This window comes from Flavobacterium hydrophilum (genome assembly GCF_003202405.1).
In the GTDB taxonomy this organism is placed as follows: Bacteria; Bacteroidota; Bacteroidia; order Flavobacteriales; family Flavobacteriaceae; genus Flavobacterium; species Flavobacterium hydrophilum.
Window position 1 is genome coordinate 142,116 of the sequence record NZ_QJHL01000004.1, and the last position, 17,754, is coordinate 159,869.

Genomic DNA, 17,754 nt, shown 5'->3' on the forward strand with positions numbered 1-17,754 from the left:
TAAAGTCTTATTTTGTTTTCTGAGCCGCAAGTGCTTTATTCAATTCGGCTTTCGCTTCGTTTAGTTTTTTTCTTTTTTTGTCGATTTTCTCTTTACTTTCCTTATCCTTAATTGCCTCATTCAAATCAGCAGTTCTTTCCTTAACTTTTTGTTGTTTATCTTTTACTTTTTTATCCAGATCAGTATTGACTGTTTTTGTAGTGCAGTTTTTTTTGGTTTGAATTATGGCATCTTCAACTCCTTTTATTTGATTTTTATTACCAGCTTTTTTAGCCGCGGCGAGTTTTGTGCTTAATTCGCATAATTTCCTTTCACAGCTTTTTAAATCTTTGCAATTACTTTGTGAGAATCCAATAATGGAGAAAGCGAAGAATACTATTGATAAAATTTTGGTCTTTATTGTCATAAGCTTGATTTTTAATTATATATAAAAGTAAGAAATTACGATTTCAAAATGTCCTTATCTAAAAGAATTAGAGTATGATTTATTTTGAGATTATTACTTATTAGGATTTTAAATAAGGTAATTTCAAAATGTACTTAATGACTCCTTTTAAAGGTTTTATGACCAAGAATCTTCGCCTTACATCATTTTTCTCATTTTTTTTAAGTCTGATATAATTTTGAGTCAGAAATAAAATCACTCCATGTCAATTTTCATCTCTTTCGTGACTAACAATTTCCATCTTATGACATTTCTTCTATAAATCCTACAAATCTGATATAGTTTTGATATAGAAAATTAAGTATACTTCTTTGATAATCTTATAGATATAAATTAAAAAGTGGAGCAGATCCCACTTTAAAAAACGAGGCGGTTCTGAAAAGCCTTACGAGTAAGAAAAAAATATAAATTTAAAGTTATGGCAGATTTATTAGCAGGTGCTTATTTAGCAAAAGGCACAATCGGAAATGTAGGAACACCAGGTGCTTCAGTTGCATCATTTAGTTTAGTAGTTGTACCATCTCAGCATTCAGTATCGGGTACAGTGGTAATTACTCAGGCAATACAAGGTCCTGATAGCCGTATTGTAGTTCCGGTAACAGGAAAAATATATGCAACCGGAATTGGAAATGTTACACAGGTTGTTGGTTTAAAAGGACAATATGTTCATTCAGTTCCTCCACCTGCAATTGGTTCTTTCTTAGCTGACTTTGATGCTCATTTAGCTATCGATAACGAATGGAATGGTACCGGAGGTTTTTCATATTTTGGACATACTATAGAAAATGTACCGGTAAAAGCTGTAAACCAGGCTGAATTAGTATAATATTTCAGCAATGCAATTATAATTATCTTTAAAAGGCTCGTTTTATGACAAGCCTTTTTTTAAGATTTTAATTTTAAAAATACAAAAGTTGTATGTTTTTCCAGTGATCCTGTTCCGAATGTTAATATTTAAAGCAAAGTCTTTCGAGAAAATAGAAAACAAAAAATAAACAGCTTCAAGAGTTTGTTCGTGCTAAACAATAGTAACCGCTAACATATTATACTTTTTTGGGGGAAAGTTAATCAGTTTTGTGGGGATTAAAGTTGTTGTTTTTAAAAATAAGTCTATTGGTTTTCTGCTATTTTTTTGAGCATTTTATTTCTTTCCAAAAGAAAATCAATCAGATGGTTTTTTAGAAACAGAGTATCGAATAATTTTCCGATAATGCCAAACGGAGTTTCATATTGCAGTTGATCTGTCATTATGGTAATTCCGTTTATTTCTTCGAAAAAATGCTCGTGTCTGAAGGTTTTGAAGTTTCCTTCTTCCATTTCATCCACAAAATAACTATAAAAATTCATTGCAGTAATTCGGCTTTTATGAGTTAGGTAAAAACCGAAATGTTTTCCTTTCCAGGTTACGGTTTCGTTTAAATTTATCAATCCTGATGTCACACCGGCAATCGCTTTTTCATTTGATGGAGCTGCAGATTGCTGATGAATATCTATATTTCGTGATACATCAAAAACAGTTTTTAACGGAGCATTTATTTTTGTGGTTAGATTTATGGTTGTCATGTCTGGTGCGTTAATTTAGAATCTGATTTTAAAAATATTCCTGTAATAACTGCAGTAATCGAATAAGATATTGCTATGTCAGACCAGAGTGTTCCACTAATGAGAGCTGTTGTTATCCAAATTCCAATGACTACTATGAGGATGAAAAATATTTTAGTGTAAATAGTTCTTATGTTTTGGTTTTTGAGGACTACAAAGATTAAACTAAATAGCAAGTATGTTGGTATTGAAAAGGCAAATCCCATAATTAACATAATCGGATATAATTCTATAAAACCAAAAATGTTATGATCGCTGAGATTAGATACAGCATTTTTTAAAATGAAAATTATCGGTCCGCATAATAATGTGAGTATCCAATGTCCTCCTATAAATGTCCAATTCATTTTTGTATTAGATTTTCAAACGTACTATCAATATCGCCAAACTTAAATTCAAACCCATTTTCCAAAAGCTTTTTCGGAATTACATTTCTGCTTTTTAAAACCAATTCGGGCTGTGTACGAATCATAAATGATCCAATTTCTAACAAGAAAGTATTCAACGGAATTCCGAATGGAAAACCAACAGCTTTTCGAAGTTTCTGCATAAAATCGACATTTCGAATGGGTTTCGGTGAAACAACATTTACAACGCCTGTCATTTCTTTTTCCATAACAAAATCAACTGCCCGTGCAAAATCCTCTTCATGGATCCAGCTGACAAACTGATTTCCTTTTCCCTGTGTTCCTCCAAAACCAAAGTTTGCCAAAGTTTTTAGCGGAATAAAAGCTCCTCCGTTTTTTCCTAAAACAATAGAAGTTCGCAAAGCTGTTTTTAAAGTATTTGGCGTTTCTGTTTTAAAAAAAGCTTTTTCCCATGAAAGAGCTACATTGATAGAAAAATCATTTCCGATTTCACCATTAGTTTCATCCATTTCTTTGTCTAATGAAAAACGATATATTGTTGATGTTGATGAATTCAGCCAGTGTTTCGGGGGATTTTGGCAATTTAAAACTGCTTTGTTGAGGATTTTGGTACTTTGAATACGGGATAATAAAATCTCTTTTTTATTCTTTTCAGTATAGCGGCAATCTACTGATTTACCCGCCATATTGATTAAAACATCTGCATTTTCGAGTTCTTTTTCCCAGCCGGAGAAAGTTCTGGTATTCCAGTTTACATATTTAATTCCGTCAATTGTTTTTGTATTTCCTCTGGTCAGAATTACAATTTCTTCAAATTTATCTTTGAAATAATTGACTAAAACCTGTCCTAAAAAACCGGTTCCGGCTGCGATGATAAGTTTGCTCATGATTTAAAAAGTTTCTTTTTTTTCGATATTCGGAAAAGCATTATCAATTCTTCTCGCCAATTCCGGCAGTTTAATAGTAGGAACAGCAGGAAATAAATGATGTTCTAAATGATAAAACATGTTAAAGGTAATTTTGTTTTTCCATTCTTTTCTTTGTGTTCTGGCGTATTCCGGAGATTCCCCGGTATCGTGATGCACTGTCCAAACCGCAAAAAACGCCATTAAAAATTCAGCAAAAACCATAACAATGATATGATATATCAGGAAATAGATGTTGAAATAAAAAACAAAAAACGCTGCTATTGCTATAGAAGTTAGTTCTAAAACCACATTTCTGATATAATTTTTATTACCTAATTCTAAAGTGATTTTATGAATCAAAAACATATGGACAGGGCCATACAAAATAGCTCCGTACCAGGTCATTCCTGCTGATTTTCCTTCGTAATCCTCATTAGTTAAACAATATTTATGATGCCTTATGTGGTTAAATTTAACAGCATGTATAGAAACCATCATAAGGATACTGTTTGAATAAAGTGAAAACCAGGTCAGGAATTTATTGGTACCAAGTGAATTGTGAAAACCATTATGGACTTGCCTCAATCCGGTTAAAAAGAAAAAAGCTGAAAATGGCAGGGCTAATACATAATACCCAAAATAAGCAAGGGTCATCGAAATTAAAAACCACGGAATTGTTAAGTTGTTTTCGATCAGCATTTCTTTGAAGTTAAGATCTTTTAAATCTTTCCATTCTACTTGTTTGACTATTTCCTGATGTGTCATTTTCTTAAAGTTAAGGATTTTATAGCAGAGTATTCTAACAGGTTTTAAACCTGTCAGGTATATTCTTGTAATTAAGCTTTAAAAACCAATCGGTCTTCTCTCTGAGCTTCTTTAGCTTTTCTTTTTCCTCTAAAGAAGAAATACAAATTGAAGAATAGCATGACGCCAAGATAGATAGAAAATCCGCCAATCTTGTAGCTCAATTTTTCTATCAGTTCCTGATAACTATCTTGTCCTAGTTGTAATTGTAAAATCATTAAGGCAAAACCAATATTTAAAAGATAAAAACCGGTTTCAAAAAGTCTGTTTGTTGCATCGGCTATATCTTCGCGGCCTTTAAAAATATCTAACATAAATATTTTACCATTTTTGAAAAGTGTTTTAGAAACATAATAAGTAAGAAATAAAGCAATTGGTAAATAAATACTGTAACCGATTAAAATTTTTGTAGTTTCCATAATTATTTGATTTTTAATTATTTGATTAATTTTTGAATGTATTTTGTTATAATGAAAATATTGAGGTAATGTAGAATTGAAATAATAAAAATTATGACAGCTGTTTTTAAACAAATTATTTCGATTAATTCTGTGGAGGAAATAATTTTCTCCCAGGAGATTAAAGTCATAGCACAATAACCAATGTTTAAAAGATAATACGCCATTAATAAAACCTGATTGATCTTTTGGCAAATGTCTGTATGATTCGGAATCAATTCAGCCACGTAAATGTTGCCGTTTCTATAGCAGATTTTTCCAACTTTAAGAATGATAAAAATCGTAATGCTGAGGTAAATAAAATACCCAATGATGTTGAGGTTCATGATTAGAATAATTTATAATGACCAATTAAATTGTAGACAAACAATACGCTGTTGACCAGCGCAAAGAGCACGAAAAGAGTATTCATACAATAACTGCCAATCTTGAATACCAATTTCTGAGGAATCTGGTACATTGGATAATAGGCAATTTGAGTAGCAACTTTTCCAACCCAATAGAAAGCGATTAATCCGGTCAATGCAACTGCCAAAACAGATTGTTCTTTTAATTCGGTTGTAAAAACAATAGCAATTAATCCAAAACAAAAGTTTAATCCCTGAATATATCTTCCGTAAGTTTTGGCAATTTCCTGGTTTAAAGGTTTAAGTTGTTTTACATCATTGTACCAATCAAAAACATGGTGGCGAATATACGGATAGATAAGAGCTGTAAATATTTGGCCAATTCCGCTTAGAATTATGAGCCAGTTTGGTATAGTTATGTTCATGATTCCTGATTTATAGATTAATAAAAATTTAATTGTAAGCTTCTTTGAGTGCTAAAACAGTTTTTAGTCTTCGTTTGTTTTTTACTTTAATGGCAGATCCTTTTGCCAGAAAAACAGATGTTGGAATAGTATTTTCTAAAAACCCAAAGTCATTTCCATAATTTTCCTTGAAATCAATATCAATTCTATGATTTAGAACTTCAAATTGTTCCCATCTCGGATGTTGAACTTCGTACTCAAAAGTGGTTTCGTAATCAATTTTTGTATATCCGAAATAATGTTCTGTAATAAATTCTGCTTCAGAATTAATTTCGATTTCTCTTGGCTTTTTTGCAGTTTCTAACTGAATGGTATTCCATTGATCTTTATTTTTCCATTGGTAAACAAAAGTATTTGTATCCTTAGCTTCCATAATTTCATGTCTCATTTTCTGCGTTTCATAATGTTCCTGATACAAAGTATTAGCTATAAAAGTGATTGCTTTTTTCGGAACAATTTCTTTGATAAAAACAACTCCGCGTTTCCATTCACCATTCTCAAAACGTTTTACATAGAATCTCAAATTGACTTCTTCAAAATTGACATGAAACGGAACTTTTAATCCTAAAACTTTGGTGTTTTTAAATATAAAACCAACTAAGCTTACATAACATTTGTTGTTCCAGAGATCAATTTCAGTTCCGGCTGGAACATGTTTTTCTAAAATTTCACGATTAACCTCATAATTAAATAAGGCTAAATTTTTCCATTCGGCTTTTAAGAAGTTCATTTTCTTGAATATTGATTAAAATTATATGTAAAGTATAAGGCCAGTAAGACAGGTATTCCTCCAAAAAACGCAGATGAAAAATATTGTAAAAATTTTAATTTATATATTAGATCAGAGATTGCGGAAAGACTGAATATTGTGATAAAATAAATTATTACACCTATAAAATAATTTCTGATTTTATCGCTGCAATTTGATGAGATAAACCAAATGAACCCAACTAATAATTGATATGCAGGCATTACAAATAAACCCAAAACTAAAGCGATATCCTTACAATCAGAATAAAATTGACTTAATGCCGCACTTATGATTAGTGTAAAAACGATGGCTAAATTTCCAATATTTAATATTTTCACAATTATTTTTATTTTTAAACTTTCAGAAAAAAATGAAAGTTTAAATTAAATTTTTTTAGTTTGAGATTTACTTCATAATCTTTAGGACCAAACGTCCTAACCAATTCTCATTGAATTCAGTCATTTTATCTAACATATTATCTGCTTTTAAAACAAAGTCATACAGTTTAGAAGTCTGATCTACAAAATGTTTTTCTTCTGCAGAATCTTTTGCTTCGATTGTCGAAACTTCTTTTAAAATTTTCAAAGCGGGCTTAATTTCTCTTTTGCTTCTTTCTCTCGAAATTTTTACTGCTAATTCGTCTAAGTCTTTTTCGGCTGTAAAAAACTCTCTTCGTTCTCCGGCTTTGTATTCTTTGTAAACAATTCCCCAATCCATCAAAGCTCTCAGGTTCATACTGGCATTTCCACGTGAAATCTGCAATTCGGCCATAATATCTTCCATCGAAACAGCTTCGTTCGAAACCATCAATAAAGCATGGATCTGTGCCATGGTTTTATTAATTCCCCATTGAGAACCTAATGCTCCCCAAGTTTGTACAAACTTATTTTTTGCTTCTTTGAATTCCATGAAACAAATGTAAATAAAAGTTTTTAAACTTTCAAAAATAAATGAAAGTTTATTTTGATTTTTTCTCTAATGTGTTTATTTCAGCTGCAACTATTCGGTACAAGAAAAAGTTTCATTCGTGACAAGCATTAAACCTTTAATGACATTTCTTTTATCGTCTCTTTTGGGTTGTTCTATTTTTAATGAAAATTAGTTGGAGCATTTGCTGCTTCTGAGCGCTTATTTTCTTTAATCATAGAAATCAAACTAACAAAAAATAACTATTATGACTACTTTTTCATCAAGCCCGAATTTTGCGAACGGTTTTCCAACACCGGGACCACAGGATCCAACCTCTCAAAAAGTTTTGGATCACATTTTCTTCCTTTCAGAAACGGATTGGAAAATTACAAGAGAGCAGGAACATTTTGACTATATTATAATTGGCAGCGGTTTTTGTTCTTTGGCTTTTGCAGAAAGAACCTTAGCTAAAAATCCAAAGGCTAAAATTCTAATTGTAGAGCGCGGCCCTTTTTTCCTGCCGGAGCATTTTCAAAACCTGCCAATTCCATACCAGCATGTACTGGGTGGATTATCGGAAACATTTCCGTGGACACTTTCCAAAACAACGGCACAACAGCCAAAAGGGAATATTCAGTTTCAACACGGAATGGTTCCGTTTTTTGGAGGAAGAAGTATTATGTGGAGTGCATGGTGCCCAAGACCAACACAGGAAGAAATGGAATACTGGCCACAGGAAACAATTGATGCAGCAAAAGCTCATTTTGAATCGGCTGAAGCTCTATTAAATGTTATTCCGGCTGACGAAATAGATAAAGGTCTTGATCTTGCCGTATTAGGGCATATTTCGTCGCAGCGTCCTATTTACGGAGAGCTGCAGGTACAGTTGCAGGAAATGCTGGCTTCAAATTTAAGCAAAGTGACTTCGGCTACAAGAAGTATGGCAGCTCCTTTGGCTGTAGGTTCAGGCTCACAGCAAGGTTTGGATTTTGCTAAATTTTCTACGCCTTCCGTAATGTTGGAACTCGCTATAAAACAATCTGATTTAAATAAAAAAGGCGAGGGGAGTCCTCTAAAAATGGTTGCTAATTGCATAGTAGAACGTATTCATCAGCAGGATGGTGTTGCCACTGCTTTGGAAACTTCGCGAGGTGTAATTAATGTTGGTGATGCTAAAGTCATTTTAGCTATGGGAACACTTCCTCCAACTACTTTAATTTTAAATTCCTTTCCTCAGGTAAAAAAAGCGGGAGAGCGTTTTACGTCACATTTTATAACTTCAATAGTAGCACGTATTCCTCGCAATGATTATGATTTTGCCGATCAGTTAAGTGAATTGGAACTGGCAGCGATTTATATGGCGGGTGTAAATAAAGAAAGCGGGATGCAATATCATGTGCAGCTTTCGGTTTTATCAGATAAATATCCGCACAAAAATGCTCAAAAAGCGGCCCGTTATATGCCTGATGTTGTAGCTACGGCTTCAATGGCTCAGCTAACAAGTTCAGAAGATTATATCGTATTTGTGTGTGCAGTACTGGGAGAAATGGATTTCAGAAATACGGAAAACTTCCTGCGTCCCAATGGAGGTTCTGATGCAACGACCAATGTTACGCTTCAGGCAGTAGCAAGTGAAAAAGATTTACAGACCTGGGATACTATGGATCACGGAACTTTCCAGATGTTAGAAGAAGCGTTATCTCCAAACGGTAGCTCAGCTGTTGAATACTGGCACGGAGGTCCGGACGAAGGTGTCTGGATGAGTGAACGACCTACAGTACCTCAACGCAGAGTAGGAGGATTGGTTCACGAAGGTTCAACGCTTTGGATTGGTAAAGAAGATGAAGGAGTTGTTGGATTGGATTATCGTCCAAATGGTGTTGAGAATGTATACGTAACAGGCGGTGCGCTTTGGCCGGCAAGCGGTTCCTGGAACCCAACCATGACGATGGTGGCGCTGGCTCAGGATTTAGCAGATAATTTACATCGCGAATCTCATGGAGAAATTAAAATTGGTTCAAAATCTTTTGCTACAAATTAATCAGTTATGGAAACTCAGACTTTAAATGAATTGGTAGGAAATGTAAATAATATTCCATTAGACACAAATCCTCCTATGACGGTGGGAGATGTACTTGATAAAACCGACGGAGTATATTTCTGCATCAAAAATCGCGATTCGGTTTTTTTATGGGTCAATAAAAACTTTGCAGATTTAGTTGGGCAAAGACAGGAAGATATTATTGGAACAAGAGACGAACGTACCGAGCACGTAGCTCATGACAGAGCCGTGATGGAAAGTGGGATTCCGTTGTTGAATTTTCATGAAACTATTGAAGTTCCACAACCGGATGGATCCATGTCTGTTTTAGAAATTGTAACCCAGAAAGGACTGTTGAGAAAAAAAGGCGGTAATGAAATTATAGGAATTACGGTTTGTTTTTCTAAACAATTTCCAAATGCAGATAAGGAAGCAGATGAATTGATTAAGAAGCTAGGAATGGTTCCAACCGGAATTGGAGGTTATCTGGCTCACGGACCAGAAAGTGATATAATACTTCCAAAAGAAGCACTTCCGGAACGTTTTGATGGTAGCAGAAGAGCTTATTCAACCAATTATTTTCTTTTGAAGAAAGGTGAAGTACTTAGAATTCATGCATTAAATCAGGATGAACAGTGGTTTTTTCATCAGGGAAGCGCCATCAAACTCCATATTTTTTCTGAAGACGGAGTGTATTCCACCGTGACTTTTGGCAGTAATCTGGATGAAGGTCAGCTTTTATTAGGTGCTGCACCTCACAATCATTGGTTTGGTGCCGAAGTAACAGGCTCGGGTTATGCTTTGGCGAGCTGCAGTCTTGCTCCGGCATGGGATAAAAGCGATAGTTTTCTTCCTACTGCTGAACAAATTGAAGAACTCAAAAGAAAATTTCCGGAGCAGATTGAAATTATCAACAGGCTTCGATAACTGCCAGAAGATTTTTTATAACACTATATTTTTACGTAAGAAAAGGCGAAAACCTGAAGTTTCAAAAAGCCCTGAAATAATTTTCTGGGCTTTTATAATTGTAAATTTATGTTAATTGAAGATCTGAGCTTTTATTTAAGGAAAGGGAAGGATATTTTTGTAAAAATCACTTTTATGGAATTATACTACACCTTTTCAGTACTGATTGTACTGGCTTCTTTCTTCGCCTATTTAAATTTAAGATTTTTAAAACTCCCGGGAACGATCGGGATAATGATTATTGCAATGCTGGTTTCAGTAGGAATTCGTCTTTTGGGAGATTCTTATTTTCCGGCTACTACCAAACATTTTTTTGCTTTAATAAAGGAATTTGATTTTAATGAAATTCTAATGGGAGCCATGTTGAATTTTCTTTTGTTTGCAGGTGCATTACACGTGAACATGGCCGATCTTAAAGAACAAAAAGTTCCCATTATGATTTATTCAACAGTTTCTGTGGTGTTGTCAGCTTTAATTATTTCAATGTTGCTTTTTTATATCGCGCCATTTTTCGGCATTAGAATTCCGTATTTATTCTGCTTGGTTTTCGGAACATTAATTTCTCCAACCGATCCGATTGTGGTTCTTGGTGTTTTAAAGCAGGCAAAAGTTCCTAAAAGAATAGAAACTAAAATTGTGGGTGAATCACTATTTAATGATGGAGTAGCAGTAGTAATGTTTGCCGTAGTAATGGAAATGGCAACCAACCCAACATTTGATATGAGTTTTGGGTCAATAGCCTGGCTTTTCGCAAAGGAAGGAATTGGCGGACTTTTATTAGGAGCCGTTTTAGGTTTTACAGCTTCAAAAGTTCTTAAGAAAATTGACGATTATAAAGTGTCTGTTCTAATAACGCTTTCGATAGTAATGGGCGGATTTCTGATTGCTAAAAGTTTACACGTTTCTAGTCCGCTGGCTATGGTTGTGGCGGGATTGATTATTGGGAATTATGGCAAAAAAGTGGCAATGAGCGAAGTAACCAAGGATTATTTAGAAAAGTTTTGGGAACTTATTGATGAGATATTAAATGCGATTTTATTTTTATTTATCGGATTTGAATTACTGCTATTACCGAATCTGGACAAACAATTAGTAATTGGTTTGGTAACTATTTTGATAGTACTTTTTGCCAGGATTTCGTCGATCGTTTTACCATGGAAATTCTTCGATATCTTCAAGTTCTTCGGAATAAAATCAGCTTATAATAAAGGTTCTTTAACCGTTTTGGTCTGGGGCGGAATCCGTGGCGGAGTTTCTATTGCTTTGGTACTTTCGCTGCCGGATGGAGAATATAAAAACCTGCTTTTAGAAATCACTTACATAGTTGTGTTATTTTCTATTGTTGTCCAGGGATTAACCGTTGGAAAAGTGGCGAATAAGGTTTTAGAGAAAGAATAAAAATCATTTTCAATGAAAAAAAACGAAGCAAAATTAAATGCTTCGGTTTTTTTTATCGTTTATCTTCTTTGGAATAATTTGAAGGACCGTTAATATTTATTGGATTGCCTAAAAAATAAGGTTCCCGATTTCTCAAAACATCAAAAAAGGACTTGAATGTCGAAATATATTCCCTGAATTTGACATATTGATAGCCATGATATTCACCTTTGTTAGCAGAATACCCGGCAGATTTTATTCCAAGGCTTCTGCCAATATAAATAGCACGGTTCAAATGATATTCCTGAGAAATTAAAGTTGCCTTTTTAATTTTGAAAATATATTTCGCCCTGTACATTGTAGAATAAGTGTCGAAGCCGGCATAGTCAATAAATATTTTTGTAGTATCAACTCCGTGTCGGTAACAATAGTTTTTCATCACGGTTAATTCATCGTATTCTTCACGGCCGTTATCTCCTGAAAGCAAAATTTTATTGATTCTTTTTGCATTGTATAAACGGATTCCGGCATCGAGTCTGTCTTTTAGATATTTACTCGGTTGATCTCCATTAATTCCGGCACCAAAAATAATTCCTACATCATTTTTAGGGAACCTTTTTAAAGAATAATGAACGTACTTTTTAGTCGATGATTTTACATGATAGTTTACAGAAACAATGACAATCAATCCGATAATAGTCAGGTAAAACAGTATTTTTAAATATTTTTTCAAACTGAATTTTATAAAATTAGAGTTAAAATGATGGTGAAGATAACTAAATTTATTTTTAATGTTAAACCCCAAAAGCAATAAAAAAAACCGAAGTATTTCTGCTTCGGTTTTAATTATCTAATATTCTAAGAAGTCTAAAAATCTAACAAAGTCTACAACAATCCTGCTCTCTTCAACAAAGCTTCAGGTTTTGGTTCCTGACCTCTGAAACGTTTGTATAAAATCATCGGATGTTCCGTTCCTCCTTTTGAAAGTACGTTGTCTTTGAATTTTTTCGCTATTTCTGTGTTGAAGATTCCATTTTCCTGAAAATATTCAAAAGCATCTGCATCCAGAACTTCCGCCCATTTGTAGCTGTAATATCCTGAAGAATAACCGCCCTGAAAAATATGAGAAAACGCCGTACTCATGGCATTTTCTTTTACATCCGGATACAATTGCGTATTAGCAAATTGCTCTGTTTCGAAAGTTTTCAGATTTGTAATATTCGTCGGGTCTTGTCCGTGCCATGCCATATCTAATAATCCAAAACTTAGCTGGCGTAAAGTGGCCAAACCTTCCTGAAAACTGGCACTCTCTTTAATTTTCTGAACATATTCTATCGGAATAATTTTTCCCGTTTCATAATGATTTGCAAATAAAGCCAAAGCCTCCGGTTCGTAGCACCAGTTTTCCATAATCTGGCTTGGTAATTCTACGAAATCCCAGAAAACAGAAGTCCCGGATAAACTTGGGTAGTTTGTATTAGCCAGCATTCCGTGCAATCCGTGTCCGAATTCGTGGAATAAAGTCGTTACTTCATTAAAAGTTAATAATGATGGTTTGGTTTCTGTTGGTTTTGTAAAATTACAAACATTCGAAACGTGTGGTCTTTCGTTAACGCCGTCTTTTACATATTGTGATTTGAATGACGTCATCCAGGCACCGTTTCGTTTGCCTTTTCTCGGGAAAAAATCAGCGTAGAAAATAGAAACCAAATTGTTTTCAGTATCCCGAACCTCATATGTGATCACTTCTTCATGGTATTTGTCGATATCAAAAACTTCTGTAAATGTTAATCCGAATAGTTTGTTTGCAACTGTAAAAGCACCATCTAATACTTTTTCTAACTGAAAGTATGGTTTTAGTTTTTCATCATCCAAATTAAAAAGCTGTTGTTTTAACTTTTCAGAATAATAAGCGCCGTCCCATTTTTCAAGCTGTTCGATTCCGTCCAGTTCTTTGGCGAAAGCCGCTAATTCTGCAAATTCTTTTTGTGCCGCAGGTTTTGCTTTTGCCAGTAAATCATTCAAAAAAGTAAAAACTTTATCAGGGCTTTGAGCCATTCTTTCTTCCAGGACAAAATGAGCATGTGTTTTATAACCTAATAAATTCGCTCTTTCAAAACGTAATTTGGCAATCTTTAAAACATTTTCCTGATTGTCGAATTCGTTATTTTGAAATGCTTTTGCACCAAATGCAATCGCCATTTTTTTACGCAACTCACGATTATCGGCATAAGTCAAAAACGGAATATAACTAGGATGATCCAAAGTAAAAATCCAGCCTTCTTTTTCTTTCTCTTTGGCTAATAAGCGGGCAGCTTCAATAGTTCCTTCCGGTAATCCGGCTAAGTCACTTTCGTTGGTTAAATGCAATTCAAAGGCATTGGTTTCAGCAAGTACATTTTCTCCAAACTGTAAACTTAACATCGATAATTCTTTGTCAATTTCGCGTAAGCGGTCTTTTTTGTCTTCGGCTAAATTAGCTCCGTTTCGGGAGAAACTTTTATATTTTTTGTCTAATAAAGTTGTTTGCTCCGGATTGAGATTCAAGCTGTCTTTTTGTTCATAAACCGTTTTGATTTTCGAAAACAATTCGGCATTAAGCGTTATGTCATTTCCAAATTCAGCTAATAAAGGTGAAACTTCCTGAGCGATTTTTTGCATTTCGTCATTCGTTTCTGCCGAATTTAAATTGAAGAAAATACTCGAAAGACGATCCAGAATATCACCTGAAAATTCCATTGCCAGAATGGTGTTTTCAAAAGTCGGTGCTTCCGGATTATTTACAATTGCATCAATTTCTGCTTTTGCCAAAGCAATCCCTTCCTGAAAAGCCGGAAAATAATCTTCGATTTTAATTTGCGAGAAAGGTGCTGTATTATGTTTGGTAGTAAATTTTGAAAGTAAAACACTCATTATAATATAATCATTTTATTTATTGAAGTCGATATTTTTTGAATTCCAAAGATAGCAATTTATAAAAAATCAAGCTATCTAAGCAAGATGGATTCTCGACAAAAAATCTGAGACGAAATGTGTTATAGATATGTTATTTATTTCGTTTAGCGGTTTTAAAACCGTAAATTGAGAAAATGCGATTAGAATTATAAAATGCTAATCATAATTTAAAAAGAAAATAATGAATAATCAAGTTGTAATAAAGAATATTGATACAGTGAATGAAGTAGAAGGTTATTGGTCTGATGAGGATTTTATTCAGTTATTAGAAAAATTCAACTATCCTGACGGAGCAACCGCAGAAAAGAGTAGTTTGCCGGAACTATTAGAAATGGCTATTTCTGATTATGAGCCTAATGAAGCTGCCGAAATCGTATTGAAATACAAATTGGGAGATCAATTAGGCGACGGACAAATTGAGCAAATAGCAAACAATATGTTAATTGATAAGGTTTGTGAAGAATATCCCGTAATTGGAATGCAGGGAACGCTGTTTCATGTGAATCAATTGCTTTTTAAAGCCTACAATGGTAAATTTCCAAATGCAAAAGCGTCTGTTGTTCATTTTTCGATAACACCAACTGATGGTGAAGTACAAAAGTTAACAGCCGAAAACGTGCTGAAATTACTAAATAACGGATTGTCTGACAGAAATCTTATTAAGAGATTGTTTGAGAATCAAATGTCTCAAAATATTTCATTTCCAGAAGCGGAAGGTATTGTTTGGGAATTGACAACAGCAGATGATATCAATTATAATCTGGTTACTTCGGAAAATTGGATAAATAAGGAAGATATAACGGAATATGAATTTGAATCTGTTTTGGAAGAAATTGAAGATGAAGCTTAATTTCTTGCAATAAGATAATATAAATAAAAAGGCTTCGCATAAATGTGAAGCCCTTTTTATTTATGTATATTTTTATTTCTTCAAGCCTTCAGCAGCTTTATTAACAGCAGCTTTTAATTCTTCTTTATAAGCAATAATCGTATCCAAAACTTTTTTATCATGGCTTCCAATGATTTGTGCTGCTAAAATTCCGGCATTTTTTGCACCATTTAGTGCGACAGTCGCAACCGGAACTCCGCCTGGCATTTGCAGAATAGAAAGTACTGAATCCCACCCATCAATTGAATTGCTAGATTTTACCGGAACTCCAATTACAGGAAGAGGAGACATCGAAGCCACCATTCCAGGTAAATGTGCAGCACCTCCAGCTCCGGCAATAATTACCGAAATCCCACGATCGTGGGCATTTTTACTGAAATCAAATAATTTTTCAGGGGTTCTGTGTGCCGAAACGATATCAACTTCTGTTTCGATATTGAATTGTTTTAGTATGTCGATGGCATCCTGCATGACTGGCATGTCTGAGATGCTTCCCATTATGATGGCTACTTTGCTCATTTGTTTTTTGTTTATTTTTGTTTCAGGTTTCAGGTTTGAAAACTTTTACTATTTATTGTTTAATTTCTATTGTGGATTAGGGAGTAAATTCCAAATGTCAATTTTGAATTCTTCATGAATTGCTCTTAGATATGATATTTGTTTTATATCATCATCGATTAAAATCTTAAAGAAATCTTCAGGAGAAACACCATATATTGAAAGCTCTTTAGCTTTTCTTTGAATATATTTTTTTCTTTCATCTGCTAAAATGATATCATCAAGTTTTAATAATTTTATCAAATTAATAGCTTCCTGATCATCCAATTCAGAAACACGATAATCTCCATCGTCATAAACTATTCTTTCGTTGAAATCACTTGCAGTTGGATGTAAAACAGGTTGATAATCTGCCCATTTTGATGATTTCTCTTTATTCCATTGATGTTTGACTAAAAACCAATTTGAATATGAATCATCAGATGTTCCTTTTAAAGTTGGATCAAAATGTTCTATATCTCTTGCATCCGCTCTTCCTAAATATTCTTCTGTATAAATGCAAAAACCTTTTTGCTCTTTGTATAAGATTTTCGAAATTTTTAAATTATTATTTGAATTGCCTTCGATGTAACCCAAATTACTTTTTTTAACTTCGGAATCGTCATTTTTAATAACTCTTCTCATATTAGAAATTATAAGTATCGCCGAGTTTGACAGTTTCTAATAATAATTCTTTTTTTCTTTTAGGATCGGTTTCGTTCGCTACTTCCTGTTTTAAAGAAATATATTTTTGATAGGCTTCTTCGCCATGTTTGTTGTAATAATTAACTCCAAAATCATTTTTTAACATATCATTTGGATCATCACCAATTGGAGAACTTCCTCTACGAACGGCAACCTTTCCTTCTTTTTCAAAATATAAAATAAATCGTTCCTCTGGTTCAAAAGATGCGGCAATAAAAGGTGAATGCGTTGCAATAATAAATTGTGCTTCAGGTGCCAGATCTTTATAAAATTCAACTAATTCCATTTGTATATCTGGATATAGGGATCTTTCAGGTTCATCTATTAAAATTATACTGTCTTTAGTGTTGAAATTATATAAAGGTAATAACAATGAAATTAAAAGCTTTGTGCCAGTACTTAATGAATTAATTGGTATAAAATCTTCTTGATTAAAATGCTTTACATTTAAAAGTGAAGAAGAATTATCTATGTCTACTTCTAAATTTAGCTTTTTTAAAACAGTATTAAATTTTACAGCAAATTTTGTGTTTGGGTTTGGATTTTCTATTACCCATGTGTTAAATTCTGAAATAAATTTAGCTGGGTTTTTTAAGTTTAAAAATTCTCTACTTTTTTTTAGAATATTTTCTCTGTAAACAATAAAATCATTTAATAAGTATTGGTAAACTTCTGAAAAATTGTTTTCCCCAAGTTTAAATTGATTATATTTTTTTAAAAGAAGATTTCTGTCTAAATCGTTAATATTTTGTAAGTTTCCTGGCTGGAGAAAGTTTATAATTCTAGTTATATCTAATTCTGAAGGGAAAAAAATTTTTCTTGTTTCATCCTCAGTCTTTAATTTATTTTCAACAAAATAATTAATAAGTATTTCTTGATTTTGAATATTAAATTCTTCTGAGCTATCATTAAAAAACACACATAAGCTTGCTTTAAGCTTTTCTAATGATGAATAATGTTCAAATTCTTTTGGATAATCAATGTAGGAATTATTATGTGTTTTAATATCTAACAATTCAAGTAGACTTGTTTTCCCAGTAGCACTTTGCCCAATAAAACAGATTTTGTCTAAAGGTTTTCCTCTTTTTTCTTCAATATGGAAATCTTCAGGATAAGTAAAATCAAAATCTAGATTTTCTAAATGTCTAAATTGATCGATATGTAATTTTGAAATTTTCATTTATTGAATTTTTACAAAGCTAATTAAAAAATCATAGGTTAATTGACA

At 33.2% G+C, this 17,754-nt stretch carries 19 protein-coding genes; 5 read left to right on the plus strand and 14 right to left on the minus strand.

Going from position 1 to position 17,754, the window contains the following annotated elements:
- Positions 1-7: 7 nt before the first annotated feature.
- Positions 8-406, minus strand: coding sequence for a DUF1090 family protein (locus tag DMB68_RS16080; RefSeq protein ID WP_110347687.1), 399 nt, complete (start codon positions 404-406; stop codon positions 8-10).
- A gap of 457 nt (positions 407-863) precedes the next feature.
- Between DMB68_RS16080 and DMB68_RS16085 the strand changes: the two genes are divergently transcribed.
- Entirely contained in the window at positions 864-1,271 is a 408-nt protein-coding gene (locus DMB68_RS16085) for a DUF1842 domain-containing protein (RefSeq protein WP_110347688.1), read from the plus strand.
- 284 nt (positions 1,272-1,555) lie between these two features.
- Here the strand turns inward: DMB68_RS16085 and DMB68_RS16090 are convergent, their stop codons facing one another.
- The 8 genes from DMB68_RS16090 to DMB68_RS16135 form a co-directional block, all read right to left on the minus strand.
- Positions 1,556-2,008, minus strand: a complete 453-nt coding sequence (locus DMB68_RS16090) for an SRPBCC family protein (protein WP_110347689.1) — start codon at positions 2,006-2,008, stop codon at positions 1,556-1,558.
- 382 nt (positions 2,009-2,390) lie between these two features.
- Positions 2,391-3,302, minus strand: a complete 912-nt coding sequence (locus tag DMB68_RS16100) for a TIGR01777 family oxidoreductase (protein ID WP_110347691.1) — start codon at positions 3,300-3,302, stop codon at positions 2,391-2,393.
- 3 nt (positions 3,303-3,305) lie between these two features.
- Positions 3,306-4,088: a fatty acid desaturase family protein gene (locus DMB68_RS16105; protein ID WP_110347692.1), complete on the minus strand. Its 783-nt coding sequence runs from the start codon at positions 4,086-4,088 to the stop codon at positions 3,306-3,308.
- A 71-nt stretch (positions 4,089-4,159) separates the two neighbouring features.
- On the minus strand, positions 4,160-4,546 hold the full coding sequence (locus DMB68_RS16110; RefSeq protein WP_110347693.1) for a hypothetical protein: 387 nt from the start codon (positions 4,544-4,546) through the stop codon (positions 4,160-4,162).
- 17 nt (positions 4,547-4,563) lie between these two features.
- Entirely contained in the window at positions 4,564-4,911 is a 348-nt protein-coding gene (locus DMB68_RS16115) for a hypothetical protein (RefSeq protein WP_110347694.1), read from the minus strand.
- 2 nt (positions 4,912-4,913) lie between these two features.
- Positions 4,914-5,357 (minus strand): hypothetical protein, encoded by a 444-nt coding sequence (locus DMB68_RS16120; protein WP_110347695.1) that lies wholly within the window; start codon positions 5,355-5,357, stop codon positions 4,914-4,916.
- 28 nt (positions 5,358-5,385) lie between these two features.
- Positions 5,386-6,126, minus strand: a complete 741-nt coding sequence (locus tag DMB68_RS16125) for a YqjF family protein (protein WP_110347696.1) — start codon at positions 6,124-6,126, stop codon at positions 5,386-5,388.
- 426 nt (positions 6,127-6,552) lie between these two features.
- Complete coding sequence (locus tag DMB68_RS16135) at positions 6,553-7,056, minus strand: GbsR/MarR family transcriptional regulator (protein ID WP_110347698.1); 504 nt, start codon at positions 7,054-7,056, stop codon at positions 6,553-6,555.
- 265 nt (positions 7,057-7,321) lie between these two features.
- Here DMB68_RS16135 and DMB68_RS16140 point away from each other — a divergent pair, with 265 nt between their 5' ends.
- The 3 genes from DMB68_RS16140 (at position 7,322) to DMB68_RS16150 (ending at position 11,461) form a co-directional block, all read left to right on the plus strand.
- The gene (locus DMB68_RS16140) at positions 7,322-9,097 is read left to right on the plus strand and encodes a GMC oxidoreductase (RefSeq protein WP_110347699.1); all 1,776 of its coding nucleotides are present in this window, start codon (positions 7,322-7,324) and stop codon (positions 9,095-9,097) included.
- Between the two features lie 6 nt (positions 9,098-9,103).
- Positions 9,104-10,024: a cupin domain-containing protein gene (locus tag DMB68_RS16145; protein ID WP_110347700.1), complete on the plus strand. Its 921-nt coding sequence runs from the start codon at positions 9,104-9,106 to the stop codon at positions 10,022-10,024.
- A gap of 174 nt (positions 10,025-10,198) precedes the next feature.
- Positions 10,199-11,461, plus strand: a complete 1,263-nt coding sequence (locus tag DMB68_RS16150; protein WP_110348041.1) for a cation:proton antiporter — start codon at positions 10,199-10,201, stop codon at positions 11,459-11,461.
- Positions 11,462-11,513: 52 nt separating this feature from the next.
- On the opposite strand, the gene DMB68_RS16155 is transcribed toward DMB68_RS16150, so the two are convergent.
- Positions 11,514-12,173: a SanA/YdcF family protein gene (locus tag DMB68_RS16155; RefSeq protein ID WP_110347701.1), complete on the minus strand. Its 660-nt coding sequence runs from the start codon at positions 12,171-12,173 to the stop codon at positions 11,514-11,516.
- A gap of 152 nt (positions 12,174-12,325) precedes the next feature.
- Complete coding sequence (locus DMB68_RS16160) at positions 12,326-14,353, minus strand: M3 family metallopeptidase (RefSeq protein WP_110347702.1); 2,028 nt, start codon at positions 14,351-14,353, stop codon at positions 12,326-12,328.
- A gap of 223 nt (positions 14,354-14,576) precedes the next feature.
- Between DMB68_RS16160 and DMB68_RS16165 the strand changes: the two genes are divergently transcribed.
- Positions 14,577-15,245, plus strand: coding sequence for a hypothetical protein (locus tag DMB68_RS16165; RefSeq protein ID WP_110347703.1), 669 nt, complete (start codon positions 14,577-14,579; stop codon positions 15,243-15,245).
- Between the two features lie 72 nt (positions 15,246-15,317).
- Here DMB68_RS16165 and purE read toward each other — a convergent pair whose 3' ends face one another.
- From purE to DMB68_RS16180, 3 genes are all read right to left on the minus strand, one after another.
- Positions 15,318-15,803, minus strand: a complete 486-nt coding sequence (purE, locus tag DMB68_RS16170; protein ID WP_110347704.1) for a 5-(carboxyamino)imidazole ribonucleotide mutase — start codon at positions 15,801-15,803, stop codon at positions 15,318-15,320.
- A gap of 66 nt (positions 15,804-15,869) precedes the next feature.
- A complete protein-coding gene (locus DMB68_RS16175; protein ID WP_110347705.1) occupies positions 15,870-16,466 on the minus strand; it encodes an HNH endonuclease domain-containing protein in 597 nt (198 codons plus the stop codon).
- A 1-nt stretch (position 16,467) separates the two neighbouring features.
- Positions 16,468-17,706 carry an AAA family ATPase gene (locus DMB68_RS16180; protein ID WP_110347706.1) on the minus strand — a complete coding sequence of 413 codons (1,239 nt, stop codon included), beginning with the start codon at positions 17,704-17,706 and terminating at the stop codon, positions 16,468-16,470.
- Positions 17,707-17,754 lie beyond the last annotated feature (48 nt).

Bases quoted from the DNA above. Each gene is read 5' to 3' on its own strand.
- DMB68_RS16145 (WP_110347700.1), top strand. From the start codon at position 9,104: ATGGAAACTCAGACTTTAAATGAATTGGTAGGAAATGTAAATAATATT.
- DMB68_RS16150 (WP_110348041.1), top strand. From the start codon at position 10,199: ATGGAATTATACTACACCTTTTCAGTACTGATTGTACTGGCTTCTTTC.
- DMB68_RS16125 (WP_110347696.1), bottom strand. From the start codon at position 6,126: ATGAACTTCTTAAAAGCCGAATGGAAAAATTTAGCCTTATTTAATTAT.
- DMB68_RS16085 (WP_110347688.1), top strand. From the start codon at position 864: ATGGCAGATTTATTAGCAGGTGCTTATTTAGCAAAAGGCACAATCGGA.
- DMB68_RS16080 (WP_110347687.1), bottom strand. From the start codon at position 406: ATGACAATAAAGACCAAAATTTTATCAATAGTATTCTTCGCTTTCTCC.
- DMB68_RS16120 (WP_110347695.1), bottom strand. From the start codon at position 5,357: ATGAACATAACTATACCAAACTGGCTCATAATTCTAAGCGGAATTGGC.
- DMB68_RS16135 (WP_110347698.1), bottom strand. From the start codon at position 7,056: ATGGAATTCAAAGAAGCAAAAAATAAGTTTGTACAAACTTGGGGAGCA.
- DMB68_RS16140 (WP_110347699.1), top strand. From the start codon at position 7,322: ATGACTACTTTTTCATCAAGCCCGAATTTTGCGAACGGTTTTCCAACA.
- DMB68_RS16180 (WP_110347706.1), bottom strand. From the start codon at position 17,706: ATGAAAATTTCAAAATTACATATCGATCAATTTAGACATTTAGAAAAT.
- DMB68_RS16115 (WP_110347694.1), bottom strand. From the start codon at position 4,911: ATGAACCTCAACATCATTGGGTATTTTATTTACCTCAGCATTACGATT.
- DMB68_RS16165 (WP_110347703.1), top strand. From the start codon at position 14,577: ATGAATAATCAAGTTGTAATAAAGAATATTGATACAGTGAATGAAGTA.
- DMB68_RS16090 (WP_110347689.1), bottom strand. From the start codon at position 2,008: ATGACAACCATAAATCTAACCACAAAAATAAATGCTCCGTTAAAAACT.
- purE (WP_110347704.1), bottom strand. From the start codon at position 15,803: ATGAGCAAAGTAGCCATCATAATGGGAAGCATCTCAGACATGCCAGTC.
- DMB68_RS16100 (WP_110347691.1), bottom strand. From the start codon at position 3,302: ATGAGCAAACTTATCATCGCAGCCGGAACCGGTTTTTTAGGACAGGTT.
- DMB68_RS16175 (WP_110347705.1), bottom strand. From the start codon at position 16,466: ATGAGAAGAGTTATTAAAAATGACGATTCCGAAGTTAAAAAAAGTAAT.
- DMB68_RS16110 (WP_110347693.1), bottom strand. From the start codon at position 4,546: ATGGAAACTACAAAAATTTTAATCGGTTACAGTATTTATTTACCAATT.
- DMB68_RS16160 (WP_110347702.1), bottom strand. From the start codon at position 14,353: ATGAGTGTTTTACTTTCAAAATTTACTACCAAACATAATACAGCACCT.
- DMB68_RS16105 (WP_110347692.1), bottom strand. From the start codon at position 4,088: ATGACACATCAGGAAATAGTCAAACAAGTAGAATGGAAAGATTTAAAA.